We start from the raw sequence: 17,313 nt of genomic DNA, 5'->3' as shown, positions 1-17,313 counted from the left end.
GCTCTTTAAGTAAGAGAGAGTCTGAATTAGCGAGAATGCCATAGTCGAGGAGGCCGTACGCGACTCGGCCCAAGAGAGGTCAAAGTCTTGCCAAAGTTAAACTCATGTGTAGAATAAAATTGTCCAAATCAGTTTTAATTTGAGTGGAGAACGATATGAAAGATTACATTTTAGCCATCTTGTTGTTTTTAGGAAGCTCCTCGCTTCTAAGAGCAAAAACCATTTCGGTTTCCTATGGTGGAACCAGTGATTTCAAAAAATTAGCCCTTGAAGGCAAACGTTTTGTTGATAAGACCCTGTTTATTAAAAGCTTGTTGCAGGGAAAAGAAGTCACTCTGATCACTCGCCCTAGGCGTTGGGGCAAGTCCACCAATATGGACATGCTGAAATACTTTTTTAAGGAAGAAATGGATGAGAAAGGCCAAAGATTGGATCCTCAGCCCTATCGACGCCTTTTCGAAAATCTGAAGATCTCGCAAGAGCCGGGCTTTATTGGGCAATATCAGGGGCAGTATCCCACTCTTCTGCTCAACCTACAAACTGTCAAAGCACCAACCTACGCGCGGATGCAAACGGCTCTAGAGTGGGTCATCGTGCGTTTATTTGCGGAGTATCGGTACCTGGATCAAATTTCAGACTGGTGGGAATCTTCCCGAAGAAAGGAAGCCGATTTTTTAGAGAAAATTCGAGAAAAAGTGATCCAGAGCCCAACGATTGGCTTGGGCGGATCTCTGATTACTTTAGGCGATTGGCTGTACGCACATCATGGGAAGGGGGTCTATATCTTGATCGACGAATACGATACCCCGATCAATGAGGCTTCCGAACACGGTTATGCCAAAGAAGCGATTCAATTACTCAGAAGCTTCCTCACCCCTGCACTGAAAGGAAATCCTTCCCTCGAAAAAGCAGTATTGACCGGTATTCTTCGAGTAGGCGGTGTTAACCTATTCTCTGGATTGAATAATTTTGCCGAAGACAGCCTCTTCTCGAATCGCTATTCTCCTTACTACGGCTTTACGGAAGAAGAGGTCGATGAGCTTTTAGTGAAGGCGCAAAGGGACAACAAGGCGGAAGTGAAAGAATGGTACAATGGCTACAACATCGGCGGAATTACCATTTACAATCCTTGGTCTATTTCGCATTATCTGGACAATGGCGAGTTGGGAATCTACTGGGTTGCCTCTGGAACGACCCAGCTCATTGATCGCGCTTTAGTGAGCGAGGATATCCAGGAGGATCTGGCCAAGCTTCGAAATCGGGAAATCATTCGCAAGAGCTTTGATAAGAATATTGATTTTTTTAAATTTGAACAAGATCCGAAAGCTTTATGGCCTCTGCTTTTATACGCCGGTTATCTGACGGTCGTGGATTGTCAGCAGGGGCGGGAGACGAGCGGTATCGTTTGTGATTTAAAGATTCCGAATCGGGAAATTGCATGTGCTTATGGGGACTTTTTAGAGTCTTTGCTAACAAAGAAGCGGTTGCCAAGATTGGAAGAGTTAGACGGCGTTGGTTACATTTTTGAAGCCGTTTCCCGAAAAGACAGCGCTCAATTAGAGTCGCTCTTCGAGAAGCACGGGACCGTGGCGTTTTCCGATGAGTGGAACTTCAATTTTCTTCAAATGGCAATCCTGACGGGCGATGAATCGGTGTTTAAAACGGTTTATCAACGCTACAATGATTCCAGTTCGCTAATTATGCTGTCGAAAGAAGGCCTTTCGCTAGCGGATTTTGCGTCGTTGGCTGGTGTTTATTACGAAGAAGATTTGAAAGAAATCGATAGAAATTTCGGAGATTGGAGAGGGCTGGAGCGTCTGTGTTGGCTCGAACCCACCTTGTTGGGAGGAAGCTTAGGGGTCTTGAGTTGGGTTTATCAACAACTTGCAGCCTCTCCGAAACGCAGAGGACGTCCTCCTGCTGTGACGACCTGGCAAAATCTACGGAAAGTAGCGAGCTTGGTGCTGGCTCCAGGAACGGGTGCAACGGTTGGCGCTTTGGTGGAGGGCTTTTTAGAGCCTTCGTGCCAGAACTATCGCCGTTATCAAAACACGAATATTGCTCGAAGCCGGACTTTGAATCGTTGGATTCAATTTGCGAAGTTTGTCGATCAAAATCCGGGCAGCTACATGCGCGTTGGTTCGATGTGCGGCTCCGGCGATCGCAAGATTTTGGATTTTAAACAAGCGCCGTTTTCGAGCTATATTCCTTCCAAGGGCTTTGATTTTGTTTTGTGTATCAAGCCCTAAGGGATCCTCTTATCTTGAAGGGTAATCCGCTTCATTCCCTCGGAACCCCTTGAGACGAATGCGATCTGGCAGAGTTTCAACGATCGAATTGGGAACAATAGGAACCTTCCCAAAGCCTCCAGGAACATCGATCACGAAGGTTGGTAGGCATAGGCCTGAAATATGCCCTCTAAGCTGTTCAAGGAGCTCCAGGGCTCTTTGAAAAGGGACTCTAAAAGATTCGGTCCCGGGCGCTAGATCGCATTGATGCAAATAATACGGTCTTGCACGCAAATAAGTCAGCTTACGAAACAATTCCGACAGCGCTTGAAAAGAATCGTTGATGTCCTTGAGAAGCACGGTTTGATTCAGGACGGGAAATCCGTTGTCGACTAAGCGGAGAATGGCTTCTTGAGTTTCCAGTGGCAATTCGTTGACATGGTTAAAGTGCGTGAGAAAATAGATCGGCTGATAAGCCTTCAGCTCTTGAAGCAGGGAATCTTCGATTCTCTGGGGAGCAAATGCCAACATGCGAGTCGCCAGGCGAATGATCTCAACGGAAGGAATGGAGCGAACCGCTCGAATCAACTCCAGTAGCCTGCGATCGCTTAGCAAAAGCGCATCCCCTCCTGAGAAGATGACCTCTTTGATGGCGGGATTAGACCGGATGTAGGTAAGCGCATTTTGGAAATCTTCCAGGTTTGGCGTAGGTCCTTGACCCACCCAACGCTTTCGGGTGCAGAAGCGGCAATAGCTGGCACACCGGTCTGTCACAAGCAATAAAACTCGATCCGGATATCGATGAATCAAATGGGGAACTGCTTCGTGATCTTCTTCTCCGAGGGGATCGCGGCGTTCTAAATCGAATGGGATAAACTCTGTTTCTCGTGGAACAATTTGCTGTCTTAGAGGGTCATTCGGATCGTTTGGGTTGATTTGCTTTAAGAAATGTTCCGTCACTTGGAACGGCAATCCGCCTTTCAAGCTTAATTGCAACAAAGCTGAACGTTCCGAATCCGTAAGAACCAAAAAACGCTCCAAGTCTTCAATTGATTTGGGAGATCTTCTTAATTCTTCTTGCCAGCTTCTAGACATTGCAAAATTCTTTCGTATTCTTGGAAGGATAAATTTTCAGCTCGACTTTGAGGGGAGATAGGGATTGAATGTAGAATAGATTCAATCGAATCAAATTTTTTGAGCGAATTGCTTAAAGTTTTTCTTCTTTGAGAAAAAGCCGCTTTGACTAAAAGTACGAATTTTTCCCAATCGATTTCGCTAGGATTGCTACGCGGCTTCAGTTCTAAAACACTGGATTCTACTTTGGGCGAAGGCCAAAAGGATTCTGGCGGAATATGAAGGAGGATTTGCACTTCAAATCGAGATTGCAGCAGAACCGACAGGAGTCCGTATACGCGATTGTTTGGCTTGGCTACGATTCGTTCTGCAACTTCTTTTTGCATCAGAAACACGCAACCGCTTAAGCAAGAATGCAGTTTCGCCATCTCGAATAAAATGCTGCTGGTGAGATGATAAGGCAAATTGCCACAGATCACCACTTTAGAAGAGTAAGCTGAGAAAAAAGTTGTGGCGTTGGCTTCGTGCAAGATCAGCTGGCCTGTTTCCAACGCAGAGTGGAATGTCTGTCGAAGAATGGGAATTAAATCCCGATCCCGTTCAATCGCTTCCACTTGAGCCTGCTGCTCCAATAAAGAGGCCGTTAAAGCCCCCAATCCGGCCCCAATTTCAAAAACCCGAGTACTCTCCTTTTCACGCAAACGACAAGCAGCCACCGCAATCGATCGCAGGTCATTGGCGTCTTTGAGAAAATTTTGCCCAAAGGATTTTTTGGGTTTAAAGCGGATAGGCTCGATCATGCTTTTTGTCGACGACGCTGCTGGCGATTAGGCTTGGGGTCAGATTCGGGCTGATCAGGCAAGGATTGGCGTCGTTCTAATTCATCTTGGGCGGCTTTTTGCATGGCTTCCAAACGAGCCATATCTTCCATGAGTTGCTGATGCGAAGAGATTCGAATCTCAGATTTAAAAATCCGTTCTAAAACCGCGTAACGTAAATGAGAACGCATGGTATTAAAGAGAACAAATCCTTCTTTCTTATATTCTTGCTTCGGATCTTTCTGAGCATAACCCTGGAAGTGAATACCTTCTCGAAGATGATCCATCGCTTGTAGGTGATCTTTCCAAAACTGATCGATAATTTGAAGATAAGTGAGTCGTTCGACTCGTCGCATCATTTCCGAATCAATGGATTTTTCTTTTTGTGTGTAGAATTTAGAAAGTTGAGTATAGATAAAATCCATTAACTCGTTTCGATCGAGTGGTAGATCCTGGACATCGATGCGGACTCCAGTCAAAGCGTTTACGTCCGCACAAAGCTCCTCAAGCTTCCATTCGTGAGGGGATGTTTTTTCCGGAGTTGCGATTTGCACCTGATTAATAATGGCTTCTTCCACCAGATCAAAGACCAATTTTCGAATGTTTTCGCCTCCGAGTACCTGTCGGCGAAGCGAATAAATCGCATTTCTTTGCTGGTTCATCACATCGTCGTATTCAATGATCTGCTTACGACTATCAAAGTGAAAGCCTTCTACACGCTTTTGAGCATTTTCGATCGATTTCGATACCCAAGGATGTTCAATGGGCTCTCCATCCTGCATTCCTAAGCGCTCCATCACGCTAATCATGCGATCCGAACCGAAAATGCGCATCAGGTCATCTTGAAGAGACAAATAGAAGCGGCTGGATCCTGGATCTCCTTGCCGCCCAGAACGACCTCGAAGTTGATTGTCTATGCGGCGAGACTCATGACGTTCGGTTCCAATGATTCGTAAACCGCCGGCTGCGAGCACGTTCTGCTTTTCTTTTTTGCAAATTTGTTCTGCTTTCTCGAGCTCGTGTGCATAAAGCTGGATCGCTTTTTCTTGAAACTCTTGTCGGTTCGGGTCTGGAATAATCAGGTCCGGCCTGCCCGATAAGAAAGCAAACTCGGCGATTTGTTCGTCGGTTTCAGAAAGTTGCTTGGCTACGGCATCTCGAGCCATAAATTCCGGGTCACCACCGAGAATGATATCGGTACCACGGCCCGCCATATTGGTAGCAATCGTGACCGATCCCAATCGACCGGCCTGAGAGATAATGGCCGCCTCGTCTCGATGCTTCTTCGCATTCAGAACATGATGAGGAATATTAAGCTTATTCAGCTTTTTGGAAAGTATCTCCGATTTCTCAACAGAGACCGTTCCAACGAGAACCGGCTGCTCTTTTTTGTGCGCGACTTCGATGTCAGCTGCGATAACATCAAACTTCTCACGCTCCGTTTTATAAACTTGATCTTGCTCGTCCAAGCGGCTCATGGCTTTGTTGGTGGGGATGACCAGAACATCCAAATCGTAAATTTTAGCAAACTCTTCGGCTTCGGTATCGGCCGTACCCGTCATTCCGCTGAGTTTTTGGTACATGCGGAAGTAATTCTGGAAGGTAATGGTCGCCAAGGTTTGATTTTCGGCTTGAACACGAACGTTTTCTTTGGCTTCAATGGCCTGATGAAGTCCATCCGACCAACGACGGCCATGCATGAGGCGACCGGTATGTTCATCCACAATGACCACTTCACCGCGCTCAATCACATAGTCGATATCGCGCTTAAACAGGGAATGCGCGCGAAGGGCTTGATTTAAGTGATGCAAGGTCTCGATATTGGCGGGATCGTATAAGTTCTCAAGACCGAGCAGCTTTTCGGCTTTTTCGTTGCCAATTTCGGTGAGCATGACGGATCTGCTTTTTTCATCGATGCTGTAATCGGCATCTTTGCGGAGTCTTGGGATAATGGAGTTGGTGTGTTTATACTTTTCGGCGTTTTCTTGGGCAGGGCCTGAAATAATCAGAGGCGTTCTGGCTTCATCGATCAAAATCGAATCGACTTCATCCACAATGGCAAATTGATGCCCTCTTTGCCTGTAATCGGACAGTTCGAATTTCATGTTATCGCGCAGGTAATCGAATCCGAATTCGTTATTTTGGCCGTAAGTAATATCGGCTAAATAAGCTTGGCATTTTTCTTCTTCCGATTGGTGCGGGATCACAACACCAACGCTGAGACCCAGAAATCGGTAAATTCGACCCATCCAATCCGCATCTCGAGAAGCCAGATAGTCGTTGACCGTGACAATGTGAACGCCGCGACCTGTCATGGCGTTTAAGACCGCTGGCAAGGTAGCCATCAAGGTTTTGCCTTCGCCGGTTTTCATTTCGGCGATTCTTCCACTGTGCAAGGTCATGCCACCAATCAGTTGAACATCGTAATGCCGCATGTTCAAAACCCGGCGACCGGCTTCTCGGACAATGGCAAATACTTCGTGAAGAATCGGATCGAGCAGGCTGTTAACAGCAGCCTTACGATGGTCTTGGCAAGCGGCAGTAACCGATTGCTTGATGTTTTGCAGCCTGAAAATTAATTCGACATCGCTCAAGCTCGCTATCTGAGGCTCTAAAGCATTGATCGCAGCGATTCGCGGTTCCATTGCCTTGAGTTCTCGACTGTTTTGGGTGCCAAATATTTTGGTAATTAGCTGCATAGGGCGCATTTCTATCGAACCTGGCCACTTCGGTCAAGCATACTGCTCTTGTTCATCAATCGTTCTAATTGGAATTTTATACGACACTAACCGATAAAACAACCCTATTTCAGGGTAAGCTCCCCTGAAATACCGGGGTTATTCAAGGGAAATTAGCTAAATTGCTGTGGGTCGATATCGATGACGATCCGTAATTTAGGGGTATTTCGAAGCCGTAGAGTGTCTAGGATTTGGGTGCGAGTCTGATGGTTGCTTGTTTTCAAGTAGAGCTGCCAGCGCCAACGATTGCGTAATTTTTCAATCGGTGCTTTGGCGGGTCCTAAGAGTTGAGCCTGGGATTTGAGGCCGAGCGTGTGGATGGCTTGAGTGATTTTTTCCGCTGTTTCATAGGCTTTTTGTTCGGCTCCGAGCGGTTCTGTAGACTCAAATCGTATTAACGTTCCTCGAACAAAAGGAGGCTGGTGAGAGCTTTTTCTGTGAGCCAGTTCGTTTTTGTTAAAGTTCGTAATATTATGATTTACTAGGTTTTCAAAAAGCTTATTTTCTGGATTAAAAGTTTGAATGATCACGGTTCCGGATTGAGAGCGCCTTCCGGCACGTCCAGCGACCTGAATGAGCAATTGGAAAGTTCGTTCGCTGGCACGAAAATCAGGAGCAGACAGTCCAAGGTCAGCCAATACAACACCCACCAAGGTTAGGCGTTCGAAATCGTGTCCTTTGGCAATCATTTGCGTTCCAATCAAGATTTGCGCTTCTCCATCATGCAACTGATTGAGAATTTCTTGGGTTCGTTGACTGGTCTTAGCGGTATCGCGATCCAATCGGGCAACGGGTACCTTCGGAAAATGCAAGCGAACTTCTTCTTCCACCCGTTCCGTCCCAATGCCCAAGTAGAGCACAGGCCCTTCTTGGCAGTGTGAGCAACTTTGGCTGGGGGAGCTTTGATAATCACACAAATGACAGCGGAGAAGCTGCTCTTGATAGTGCAGGGTGAGGCATACGGAACAGGAAGGACAATGAGCTTGTTGGCCGCAAAAATCACAAACCGCTAAGGAAGAATAGCCCCGGCGATTCAAAAAAAGGAGGACCTGATTTCCTTGAGCGATGGTATCCCGCATCTTGGAAAGCAGGCGAGGCGATAAAATCGATCGGCTCTGCCCGCTGGATTTTGCTGTCGAGCGCACGCCTTTTAAGTCAACAAGTTCCACCTGGGGTAAGAAGGAGGTAGAGATGGCCCGGTTTTTCAGGGCAATATGAGCAATGAGGCCTTTTTGAACGTTATTGATGCTCTCTAAAGAAGGAGTCGCTGAACCTAAAATAATTTTGGCATTTTCGTTTTTAGCCCGCCACAAAGCAATGTCTCGAGCTTGGTAGCGAGGCGACTCTTCTTGCTTGAAGCTCGGGTCGTGTTCTTCATCAACGACAATCAGGCCAAGGTTCGGAAGAGGCGCGAAAATGGCCGAACGCGCTCCGATGGCAATTCGAACTTGAGCGGTACGAAGAGCGGTGAGAGCTTGATCTCTTTGCGAATGAGAGAGCCCTGAGTGGAGCATACAGACGGGTTTGCCGAGTTGTTGCTCAAATCGATCTTTGAGTTGAGGCGTGAGGCCGATTTCTGGCACGACGACCAAAACGCTTTTCCCCTCGTCCAGCATACTTTGGGTGGTATGGATGTAAACTTCGGTTTTTCCAGAGCCTGTTACTCCTTCCAAGAGAAAAGTTTTTTGAGGTCCTAAAATGGTTTGCAAGGCCTGTTCTTGTTCAAAGTTTAAAAGGATGGGTTCTGCGGGTTCTAAAACCCTACGAGCGCTCGGTTTTTTTCTTTTTTGAGGTAGGCTTCCGGCTTTCAAGGAACGCGGAGTATTGGGAGGCAAACACAGTCTGATCACTTCTCCAAGCGGAGCCCGGTAATAGTCTGCTACGAACCGAGCCAATTCGATTTGCTCGGAAGTGACGATGGGCTCTGTCTCGAGGATGGATTCAATCGCTTTCAGAGAACGGACTTGAAAATCGCTGGGCAATGGAGATACTGCAAGGATTACCCCAACCACAGAACGCGATTGAAGAGGAACCAGCACTCGACACCCGATGAGTTTTTCGGATGGCAAAGCGAGTGAGAACGTATAGGTGAGTGTGCCGAAAATTCCTGCGTTTGGAACGGCAACATCGATTGCATGCACGGCTCGGCAGTTGACCCTAGATTTTAGAAATACGCAAGATGGAGCGGATTTTTTTAAGCTCGTCGATGAGAGCTTGACACTTCATAAACCGTTCGACAAAATAGTGTCCGTGAAAAATGTGATCGATGTTTTTTTAAAAATCACACGAATCATTGTCCTGATCAATGTTCTGCCAAGTTGCAAAAATCAGATCACAGATGAAGAGGCGATTGAAAGCGTAAAAAATACTCCGAAACGTCTGTTAGACACTGCTTCCCGGCAGAAGTTGAAAAAATACGAAATTTATTTTTCTTTAACCACCAGCCCCGAGCGAATTCCGCATCTTCAGCAAGTTCTATCCACCCTGGATTTCGATTTGGCGACCGCTGTTTTTATTTCTCTACCCAAATACTATCGAAACGATCCTCAAAACGTTTATTCGGATTCCTTCTTGGCTGAACTTCGAAATTATTCGAACAAAATCGAGATTCTCCGAGAAGAAGAAGATTTAGGGCCTGTGATGAAGCTCATACCCGCTGTCAAAGAAGCGCGTCAACGACCTGGATCCTGGTTCGAAAAAGTGGTGATGACCCTAGATGATGATACGGTGTATCCCATGGGTTTGCCTCAAGAGCTTGTTTACCAGACGATTCAGGGTTCTGGAGCGTTTGGAGGCTCAGGCAGAGATGCTTCTGATTTTGGCGTTCGAGAATTTCCTCGGCTGGTCGAAGAAAGCCGCTGTGATTCGAAAGATATTTCCGCATGCGATATCTTGGAAGGATTTCATGGGGTGGTTTATCGCGTGTCGGATATCGAGGTTGATCAGCTGGAGCGAATTGCAAAAAAGAGCAAAGACTGCCGTTTTTCCGATGATTTGATGATCTCTTACGTCTTAGCCAAGGCTCAGGTGAAAAGAACACAGGTAAACAATCGATATACGCGAGGTTTTCAGCAGCTGAGTTATGGATTCGAGGAAAATGCTCTGCACCGAATGGGTCAGGATGGGGTCCCGACCAACAACCACGAGCATGCGTCGCGTTATCGAAAATGCGCTGATTTTCTTAAAAATTACTTTCTGGATCAGCCCCAATCGGCTCTTCCATAAAATCCAAAAACGCTTGACGCCAATCCGATAAATAAGAGCCAATGGGACCATTTTTCCCAAACAGATTGGTTCCGAACCAGCAGCGTGTGCAGTCGTCGAAACGCGCGATGCTCAACGTGTTGGGCTGCGGTATCCATTGATTGGCTAAATGTTTGATCGAAATCAAGATTTCCTGATAGGTTGCGCTCACTCCTGAGAAAACCGCACAGGCCACTATTTTGCTTGGAATTTTTGAGAACGCCTTCTCAGCTATCCAGTTGGCGCTGGGCAGTGTTGAAAAGAAGCGATGGTTGATCGATTTTAGCAATGGAGGGACGATGTAAAAAAATCCAACGTTGCTCAAGAAAAGAAGCCCGAAGCCGACGGTGTTGGATAGCTCGCTGTCCACTCCATGGTTTTCAGCCCAGAGTTTTCGCTCATAAAAACGTTCTTCCAACATCGTCATGTTGGTGTTGAGAGTGAGCATCGGGCTGGTAGAGCCAACGCAATTGACCCACCATTTCGCTTGGGCAATACCTTCTTGAATCGCTTGGATTTGTTCGACATTCGCCAAGGTTTTAATCCGTTCATTCTGCTCCGGGATATAGCTCGTTTCCAGCTTATTAGACCAGCCGTAAATCATTGTGTTCCAGACAATGTTCGTGAGTCCTCGAGAATCAAGGGTCCATTGATGGATGTCGGCAACTTGATTGTTGGAGTTCAGGAGCGTAAAGTAAATTGTATTGAAAAGCGATAAAACCATATTATGTGTCCACTTATAGCTTTCAGGAACTGCTTGGGCTTGAGCGACATTATTGTTTAGTAATGTTATTAATAAACAATACAAAAAAGGCTTTTTAAGCATTCGTCCTGATGCCTAAAAAATAGAACCATGTCAACGGGGAGATTTAGAAGATCAGCCATTTTCACCGGCTCCCCTTTGACATTTTGGCTGAAGTAACCGATAAGGCTCCCTGCATGCGATCCTCTGAGGCTATTGCCTGAATGATCGAAGGAGTATTAAAATGACGATTGGATTGATGGCTACGAAAGTTGGCATGACACAAGTGTTTTTAGAGGACGGCGTTCGCGTTCCTGTGACGGTTCTGAAGATTGAACCTAATCACGTGGTGTCCAAGAAAATAATCGCAAAAGATGGCTATACCGCTTTGCAGTTAGGCGTGGGAAGCATTCGCGATTCGTTGCTCAACAAACCGAAAAAAGGCCATTTGGCAAAAGCAAATTTGGGCGCTTTGCGTCATTTGTGCGAATTTCGCGTGGATCAAACAACTTTAGATTCCTACGAGCTAGGCGCCACCATTGGGCTTGAGCTTTTTGATCAGGTCAGCTCCGTTGATATTGCCGGAACCAGCAAAGGAAAAGGTTTTGCCGGGGTAATGAAGCGGCATAATTTTTCCGGTTTTCCCCGTACGCACGGTACTCATGAATATTTCCGACACGGTGGTTCGATTGGGATGCGTTCCAAGCCTGGCAAAGTCTTGAAAGGTAAACGCATGGCAGGGCACATGGGTGACGAAACCATTACGACCCAAAACTTGCGCGTCATTCGCACCCTTGCAGAAGACAACCTCTTACTGGTCCGAGGAGCGGTTCCAGGCGCTAAAGGCAAGATTGTGAACGTCTTTGCTTCAACGCATAAACCGAAGGCGCTTCCAGGAGTTGCCGGCCACGTGGTAGAAGAAGGCAGCAAGAACCCGATGAAGGCTTCGAAAGCAGGCGCTAAAGGCAAGCCCGCAGCGAAGAAGAAATAGTTAGGAGTCTGACATGTCCGAAGCTTTGGATGCATTGACCGTTAACTGGGAAGAAGAAGGCGAGCTTAAAGTCAAAGAACTGAAACGTTATGTTTTGAGTAAAGGGGCTTGGGCGACTTTGATGTTTCTCTATCAAGAGATAGATCCAAAGACGAAGGAGTATCGCGAACCTAAAATCAGTGTTCGCCGCTACAAAAAACGAGGCGAGCAATACTTGCCTCAATCTAAGTTTAATATTTCTTCAGAAGCACAGGCTAAGGAAATCGCTCGGGTCATCCACGAATGGTATCCGTCAGCGGCTTAGCGAAGCAGTATGGGCCCCGGGTCCTATTTGAGAATGTTTCTTTTCAATTAAATCCCGGTCAGCGCATTGGGCTGGTTGGCTCCAACGGCTCAGGCAAGTCGACTCTTCTGCGCATCTTAACCGATGAAGAAGAGCCGAGCCTGGGTCGTATTTCTTGGCCTAAATCCTCTCGCCTTGGCTTTCTCAGGCAAGATCAGTTTCTGAACGATGCGCTTGGTATTTTGCAAAGTGTGATGCTTGGCGATCGCCTTGCCTACGAAGCCTTGCAGGGGCAGAGCGACTCGATTCCACCCGATGCTTACACGCTTGAGTCTCGTTCAGCAGCGATTTTAGAAGGGCTTGGGATTGCAAGTTCGGTACATCAACAGCCCGTATCTTCTTTATCGGGCGGGTTTAAGTTACGCGTGCTTTTGGCGCAATGCTTGGTTTCGGCTCCAGATGTTTTGCTGTTAGACGAGCCAACCAATCACTTGGACATTGTCACCATTCGATGGTTGGAAAAGTTTTTGCTGCAGTTTTCAGGAGCGCTGCTGGTGATTTCTCACGATCGAGGATTTCTGGATCGAATCAGCACGCATATCCTCGATATTGATTATCAAACAGCGACTTTGTTTACAGGGAATTACGAGGCTTTTGAGAACGCTAAACGCTTGATTCAAGAGCAAAAGAAAGCCCAGATCGCTCGTATTGAGGCTGAAATTGCTCATAAGCAAGCTTTTGTGGATCGATTTAAGGCGAAGGCGACGAAGGCTCGGCAAGCACAAAGCCGAGTGAAGCAGATCGAGAAAATGGATATTCCAGAGTGGGTAGAAAGCTCTCGTCGGTATCCAAGCTTTGCTTTTCCTCTGCGAAGATCCAGTGGGCGTGAAGTGCTGAAAATAGAGTCACTGGGTAAATCTTTTGGAGATAAGGTTGTCTTGACAGGGGTGAGTGGATCCATTCGTCGAGGAGAGCGAATTGGCATCATCGGTCCCAATGGCGTTGGAAAATCGACTTTGCTCAAGATCCTCACGTCTGAACTTGCAGCAGAGGGTGGCCACTTTGTTTGGGGACACGAAGCGCAGATTGGGTATTTTGCTCAGGATCATGAAGCATTTCTCAAAAAATTAGATCAAACGGCAGAAAGTTGGCTTTGGCAGTTTTGTCCCGAACAGTCGCTCGGGTTTGTTCGAAGCTATCTCGGGCGTGTTCTTTTTTCGGGAGACGATGCATTGAAAAAATTGAGCGCTTTATCGGGAGGGGAGCTGGCTCGTTTAGACCTCGCTCGCTTAATGATTCAGCAGCCCAATGTATTGATCTTAGATGAGCCAACCAATCACTTGGATTTGGAAGCCATTGAGGCGCTGGTTCAAGCTCTTTCTCTTTATGAAGGAACGCTGGTATTTGTTTCACACGATCGTTGGTTTGTTTCGCGTCTTGCTAAAACGGTTTGGGAGATTACGCATCAAGGGCTTTCTCCATTTTTAGGAAGTTTCGAAGATTATCTGCAAAAAAACGGAGAAGATTATCTGCAACCCGTCTCTCTTTCGGGCAATCGATCTTCCAAAGTTGCGAAACCTCGACGAGATAATCGAGAGCAAAGAAAAAATGAAAAAAGAGTGCAAGAGATTTTGAGTGAGATTGAGAATCTGGAGCTTGAACAGAAAGAGATCGAGCGTTGCTTTTCTGAAGACGGTTTTTACCTCAATACGAGCCTTGAAGATCAACGAAAACTTCAAGAGCGCCAAAATCAAAACCACCAAAAACTCGAAGAACGGATGATTCTTTGGGAGACTTTGCTGAGCTAGAGCGGTTCCGGTTTGAAATGGTTTAAACACTGTGGGTACTAAATCATCTCAAACCGGAATCGCTCTTTTTTAAAATTGGCAACCGGAGACATTTCTCGCTTTTTGCATCACATTCTCGTTCCACAGTAAAAAAGATTTAACGACTTTTTGGGATTCTGGACCGAGATTGTTATAAGCGCTTTGGCTCGGGCAAAAATACCAATGAAAACGTGCGACATATAAAATACCGACTCTGTCGCAAGCATCATCTTCATCTGCAATTTGCATCATCTTAAAAGCAAAAGCTTCCAATTCCTTCTTGAAGTGAGAAGGGTTGCTAAGCGCTTGGTAAGGAGGTTCTTCCTCTTCTGAGAGACCGATCAATTGACTCAGATAATATTTGGGCAAACGATCGATTTCTTGAAGGATTGCTTCTAGCGGTGCATCGTTATTCGAGAGACGAGTGGGTGCGCAGTGCGGCAGCGCGTCGATGTTAAGATCCGCGTCTGGAATCACTTTAGCAGCCAAAATACTTGAAAACATCGAAACAAACACAATCAATGGCAAGTAAAAAATCTTTTTCATCTTATTTTCCGGGATAATACAAATCATCGGCTTTTTTAAGAACGCATTTCTTTTTCCAACTGCTCAATCCGCTCAAAAGATAGCCCTGTTATTTGGGAAATAAAAGACTTATCCGCTCCCATCCGTTGCTCATCGTTCATCTTCAAAATCTCTAAGGGGACAGGATGCGCAGTGTCGATCTCATGGAAGATCGTTAGGTATCCAAGTGAGCCCTTTCCAGTCTCAAATGTCTTGAATCCGGACACGAGCTTGATTGAGATCCTAAGTTATGAGATACTTCAAACGCTATGCGCTTCGCGATTGGTTTAGATGACTTTAAAAAACTAAGAACCTTGGTTGATTCGAAAGGGAGGCACAATTTCTATTGTGATAAATCTTTATTGATCAAAGATCTTATTGACGATGGTTCTGAAATTATCCTCTTACCAAGGCCTAGACGCTTTGGAAAATCTTTGAACCTTTCCATGCTCTTGAAGATTTAGCCATTAGTCAGCATCAAGATATTTTAGAAGGCTGGCAGGGAAAGTTTCCGGTTATTTTTGTTGGTTTTAAAGGACTTAAAGCAGATAATTACGAAAACTTGTTAAGTTCCTTGAAAATCTGCATTCGAGATTGTTACCGACAGTATGCTTATTTGCGCCATTCCGAAAAGTTAGATGGGTTGGATCGACAAACAATCGCCCCTTATTTTGAAACGGATTTCTCAGATGAACTACTCAAGAACTCGTTTCGCTATCTCACGGAAGCACTTGAGAAGCACCATGGGCAAAAAGTTTGGGTCCTGATTGACGAATATGACACACCTTTGCAACAGGCTTATCTCAATGGATTCTTTCCAAAGGCCATTGCCCTGTTTAAAGGCTTTTTAGGTGAAGTTTTAAAAAGTAATCCCTCTCTCTATAAAGGCGTCATGACAGGTATTACGCGCATTAGCAAAGAAAGCCTTTTCTCAGACCTCAACAACATTCAGACTTATGACATTACCCGCAATCAATACGCGCAGTATTTTGGTTTTACAGAATCCGAAGTTGAGGCGATATGCCCACAAGAACATGTATCAGACCTCAAGTCTTGGTATAATGGCTATCGTTTTGGAGATGGGCTGACCATTTACAATCCCTGGTCCATTCTGCATTTTCTCAGTAACCAGTACAAACTAGAACCCTACTGGATCAATACCTCTTCAAACGATTTAATTAGGGAATGTTTGACCGCGGATAAATTGAAAGATGCTCGTAGGTTGATCGAGAGCAGAAGCTTAAACATTGAGATAGAGCCCTACACGGTCATGGACAATCTGAAAGAAAACCCTTCTTCTTTCTGGAATCTATTGTTTATTTCTGGCTACTTGACCTTAGATATTGATAGAAAAATGACTCTTCCTAATTTGGAAGTACGCCACTTTTTCAAAAAAATTCTTCTGACTTGGTTTGGAGGAAAACAGGGCGATTCGTTTATGCCAGCTTTGTTGGAAGATCTGATTTTAGGCAATGCTCTAGAGCTCCAAAACAAACTACAGAAGCTGATTTTAGAAACAATGAGTTTTCAGGATGTGACCGAACGCAAGCAAGAATCTTTTTATCATGGGTTTTTGCTAGGCATCACCTTAGGTCTCAGAGGACGTTACACGGTGAGGTCGAACCGAGAAAGTGGATATGGACGCTATGATTTGGCCTTATATCCCAGCGAACCTCACCAAGATCCCGGAATTGTGATCGAAGTGAAAATGGGCCCAAAAGTTGAAGTAGGTTTGCAGCAAATAGAACAAAAAGCCTACTATCAAGACTTGCAAACCCATGGCTGTAGGCAGATTAATGGTTATTCGATTGCGTTCGATGGCAAACGGGTGAGCAGTTTGTATGCATGCAAAGGGCACTAACCGGGCCATTGATCGGGTGTACAGATAGGCTGGCTTGGGTGCTTCATGCGCCAAAGCGTGGCCTTGGTGTCTAAACTCTTCATAAGGAGTCGTATGAATCGATTAAAACAAACAGCCGTCCTGGGTCTATTGGCTTTGGTCAGTACTTGGGTTTACGCCAATGAACGAACTAGGGTGAAGGATCTGCTAAGTTATGGACAAGCGGTACTTGAATCCTGCGATGGGGCGGCAGCAGGAGATGAGTGTCGGGTGACCTTTCAGGGAGGCTCGAACAGTGTGGGTATTTGTGAGCAGACTGAGGAGCATGCCGAAGGAAGGTTAAGCTGTCGAATTCATATCACCTACGCAGGTGAGAAAACCGTGGTGAAAGATCTCGTCAGCTATAGGCAGGCGCTGATCGAATCGTGCGATGGAGCGATAGCGGGAGATGCGTGTAACTTAAGGTTTCAAGGAGGCTTGATCGATGAAGGCATCTGTAAGCAGATTCCAAGATATGCCGAAGGAAAGCTAAGTTGTTACACGGGTTCTGTTCACGCGAACGAAGGAGTCGCGATGAACGATCTCTCAAGCGCTCAGCAAACGATGGCTGAAGCCTGCGATGGGTCTGCAGAGATGCGGAGCTGTGAGGTAGATTCCACCGACACAAGTGAAAAAATCGTGGTGAAAGATCTGGCAAGCTATAACCAAGCGCTGATTGAATCGTGTGATGGATCGGCTGCGGGAGCTCAGTGCGACATTACGTTTCAAGGGGGCCTGATCAGCATCGGAATTTGTGTGCAAATTCCAGGATTTTTGGGGAAGAAGCTGAGCTGTGAGATTGACCCCAGCACCATTCCAAGTTGTAAAAATAGCGCGACTGGCACGCCTGGAATGGGTATCTTGTTGGCCATTTTGGTTCTCGGAATCTTTGGTTTTGGATGCAAAAGAAGAAGCAGAGCTTGATTT

At 46.0% G+C, this 17,313-nt stretch carries 15 protein-coding genes; 8 read left to right on the top strand and 7 right to left on the bottom strand.

The window, feature by feature from the left end; all coding sequences use genetic code 11:
* The first annotated feature begins 155 nt into the window (after nt 1-155).
* Complete coding sequence (locus I8H75_00445) at nt 156-2,249, top strand: AAA family ATPase (GenBank protein ID MBH2005814.1); 2,094 nt, start codon at nt 156-158, stop codon at nt 2,247-2,249.
* Nucleotides 2,250-2,258: 9 nt separating this feature from the next.
* Here I8H75_00445 and I8H75_00440 read toward each other — a convergent pair whose 3' ends face one another.
* The 4 genes from I8H75_00440 to priA form a co-directional block, all read right to left on the bottom strand.
* Entirely contained in the window at nt 2,259-3,323 is a 1,065-nt protein-coding gene (locus I8H75_00440; protein MBH2005813.1) for a KamA family radical SAM protein, read from the bottom strand.
* Nucleotides 3,296-4,102, bottom strand: a complete 807-nt coding sequence (rsmA, locus tag I8H75_00435; GenBank protein MBH2005812.1) for a ribosomal RNA small subunit methyltransferase A — start codon at nt 4,100-4,102, stop codon at nt 3,296-3,298. The genes I8H75_00440 and rsmA overlap by 28 nt, the downstream gene beginning before the upstream one ends.
* Complete coding sequence (gene secA, locus I8H75_00430; protein ID MBH2005811.1) at nt 4,099-6,819, bottom strand: preprotein translocase subunit SecA; 2,721 nt, start codon at nt 6,817-6,819, stop codon at nt 4,099-4,101. The genes rsmA and secA overlap by 4 nt, the downstream gene beginning before the upstream one ends.
* A 152-nt stretch (nt 6,820-6,971) precedes the next feature.
* Nucleotides 6,972-8,999, bottom strand: coding sequence for a primosomal protein N' (gene priA, locus I8H75_00425; protein MBH2005810.1), 2,028 nt, complete (start codon nt 8,997-8,999; stop codon nt 6,972-6,974).
* Here priA and I8H75_00420 point away from each other — a divergent pair.
* Nucleotides 8,953-10,083 (top strand): hypothetical protein, encoded by a 1,131-nt coding sequence (locus tag I8H75_00420; GenBank protein MBH2005809.1) that lies wholly within the window; start codon nt 8,953-8,955, stop codon nt 10,081-10,083. The two genes, priA and I8H75_00420, sit on opposite strands and share 47 nt — an antisense overlap.
* Here the strand turns inward: I8H75_00420 and I8H75_00415 are convergent.
* The gene (locus I8H75_00415; GenBank protein ID MBH2005808.1) at nt 10,040-10,927 is read right to left on the bottom strand and encodes a hypothetical protein; all 888 of its coding nucleotides are present in this window, start codon (nt 10,925-10,927) and stop codon (nt 10,040-10,042) included. The genes I8H75_00420 and I8H75_00415 overlap by 44 nt on opposite strands.
* A gap of 160 nt (nt 10,928-11,087) precedes the next feature.
* Here I8H75_00415 and rplC point away from each other — a divergent pair, with 160 nt between their 5' ends.
* The 3 genes from rplC to I8H75_00400 are packed head-to-tail and all read left to right on the top strand — an operon-like array spanning nt 11,088 to nt 13,925.
* Complete coding sequence (gene rplC, locus I8H75_00410; GenBank protein ID MBH2005807.1) at nt 11,088-11,834, top strand: 50S ribosomal protein L3; 747 nt, start codon at nt 11,088-11,090, stop codon at nt 11,832-11,834.
* A 13-nt stretch (nt 11,835-11,847) separates the two neighbouring features.
* Nucleotides 11,848-12,138, top strand: a complete 291-nt coding sequence (locus I8H75_00405) for a hypothetical protein (GenBank protein ID MBH2005806.1) — start codon at nt 11,848-11,850, stop codon at nt 12,136-12,138.
* Nucleotides 12,117-13,925, top strand: a complete 1,809-nt coding sequence (locus I8H75_00400; GenBank protein ID MBH2005805.1) for an ABC-F family ATP-binding cassette domain-containing protein — start codon at nt 12,117-12,119, stop codon at nt 13,923-13,925. Before I8H75_00405 ends, I8H75_00400 begins: the two co-directional genes overlap by 22 nt.
* A gap of 69 nt (nt 13,926-13,994) precedes the next feature.
* Here I8H75_00400 and I8H75_00395 read toward each other — a convergent pair whose 3' ends face one another.
* Together I8H75_00395 and I8H75_00390 are read right to left on the bottom strand one after the other, a co-directional pair.
* Entirely contained in the window at nt 13,995-14,489 is a 495-nt protein-coding gene (locus I8H75_00395) for a hypothetical protein (protein ID MBH2005804.1), read from the bottom strand.
* Nucleotides 14,490-14,524: 35 nt separating this feature from the next.
* Complete coding sequence (locus I8H75_00390; protein ID MBH2005803.1) at nt 14,525-14,734, bottom strand: hypothetical protein; 210 nt, start codon at nt 14,732-14,734, stop codon at nt 14,525-14,527.
* Between the two features lie 42 nt (nt 14,735-14,776).
* Between I8H75_00390 and I8H75_00385 the strand changes: the two genes are divergently transcribed.
* From I8H75_00385 to I8H75_00375, 3 genes are all read left to right on the top strand, one after another.
* The gene (locus I8H75_00385) at nt 14,777-14,971 is read left to right on the top strand and encodes an AAA family ATPase (protein MBH2005802.1); all 195 of its coding nucleotides are present in this window, start codon (nt 14,777-14,779) and stop codon (nt 14,969-14,971) included.
* Between the two features lie 98 nt (nt 14,972-15,069).
* Nucleotides 15,070-16,368 carry an AAA family ATPase gene (locus I8H75_00380; protein ID MBH2005801.1) on the top strand — a complete coding sequence of 433 codons (1,299 nt, stop codon included), beginning with the start codon at nt 15,070-15,072 and terminating at the stop codon, nt 16,366-16,368.
* A gap of 93 nt (nt 16,369-16,461) precedes the next feature.
* The gene (locus tag I8H75_00375; GenBank protein MBH2005800.1) at nt 16,462-17,310 is read left to right on the top strand and encodes a hypothetical protein; all 849 of its coding nucleotides are present in this window, start codon (nt 16,462-16,464) and stop codon (nt 17,308-17,310) included.
* Nucleotides 17,311-17,313: the final 3 nt, after the last annotated feature.

It is taken from the genome of Myxococcaceae bacterium (assembly GCA_016000045.1).
In the GTDB taxonomy this organism is placed as follows: Bacteria; Myxococcota; UBA727; order UBA727; family JABDBI01; genus AER2-1.
Note: the sequence above shows the minus strand (reverse complement) of the source record. Positions and strands in the feature narration are given on the sequence as shown.